General features: G+C 58.4%; 2 protein-coding genes. Both read right to left on the minus strand.

Going from position 1 to position 1053, the window contains the following annotated elements; all coding sequences use genetic code 11:
* Positions 1-289 precede the first annotated feature (289 nt).
* Positions 290-712 (minus strand): PPC domain-containing DNA-binding protein, encoded by a 423-nt coding sequence (locus BMZ81_RS13800; RefSeq protein ID WP_091133102.1) that lies wholly within the window; start codon positions 710-712, stop codon positions 290-292.
* Between the two features lie 164 nt (positions 713-876).
* On the minus strand, positions 877-1053 hold a 177-nt coding region (locus BMZ81_RS13805), incomplete at its 5' end, for a S1 RNA-binding domain-containing protein (protein ID WP_143072794.1).

A 1053-nucleotide genomic window follows, 5' to 3' on the forward strand; every position in this document is an offset into this window, starting at 1 on the left:
TCCACGCCGGCGATGAAGATGGAGCCGTCGTCGTTGATGTCAATTTTCGCGCCGGTGTCGGCCACGATCTTCTGGATGACCTTGCCGCCGGAGCCCAGACGTCCAGCTGGGCGGCGGTGTAATCCCGGCGGCACACAGTATGGACGGTCTGATAAAAGAGCTCCAGCAGCGCCGGAAGATCCGCCGGCCGGTATGGACGAAGATGCATGGAAAAGCTCCTTTCCCGCGGCAGTCCGCCGCAAAGACGACGCCTTACAGCCTGCAGCGGCTGCGGCACTCTGCATAAAAATCAGGAAAAGCGCAGCAGATTCAGGCCGATTTCCTGGCTGAAGGCCCGATCCACCTGCCCGTCAATCACGGTGACGATCATCTCGCAGGTGGCGCTGACAACTGCCCGGTTCAGATGTCCGCCGAAGACCTTGCCGTCGGCGTCTCCGGCGCTCATGTGGAGGTGGGCGTAAAATTTGCCGTCCATGGTGTCAATGGTGCCGGTAAGGGAGACAATCTCATAGGCGCCCTGAAAGGAATTGGCGGCATATTGCTTTGTTACGGTGTTGAACACTCCCACGGTGAAGTCGTTGATGGCGCCCAGAGCCTGGACAGCGGCCAGTTGAATGTGTTCTTGATCCGCGAGGATCCGGATCTGTTCCAGAATTTCCTCGCCTCGATCCATCCGGACCACAATGGTGTTTCCAAATCTTCTGTAATCCATGAAAAAAACCTCCTGTAAATATGTTGATCCGCCCGCACAGCTCCATAAGCGCCGCTGAATTGTTCGAAGAGCGCCTCCGGGAAGTCCGCACAGTGGGATTCCCCCGCCTGAAAGAGGAACGGGGGCGGGCGAAACGCCCGCCCCCGCATCAGGTCTGGGAAAACTTACTTTATCCGCTCGCCGGCGGCCTCTTTTGCCTGGATTTCCTTGACCGCATCCTTGTGGGAGAGGTTCACGCGGCCCTTCTCGTCGATTTCCGTGACCTTGACCCACATCATGTCGCCGATCTTGCAGGCGTCCTCCACCTTCTCAATGCGGTGGTCGGCCAGCTTGGAGATGTG

This window comes from Oscillibacter sp. PC13, from assembly GCF_900115635.1.
In the GTDB taxonomy this organism is placed as follows: Bacteria; Bacillota; Clostridia; order Oscillospirales; family Oscillospiraceae; genus Oscillibacter.

What these genes read in the sequence shown, in the direction of transcription:
- BMZ81_RS13800 (WP_091133102.1), bottom strand. Translation starts at nt 712, where the DNA reads ATGGATTACAGAAGATTTGGAAACACCATTGTGGTCCGGATGGATCGA.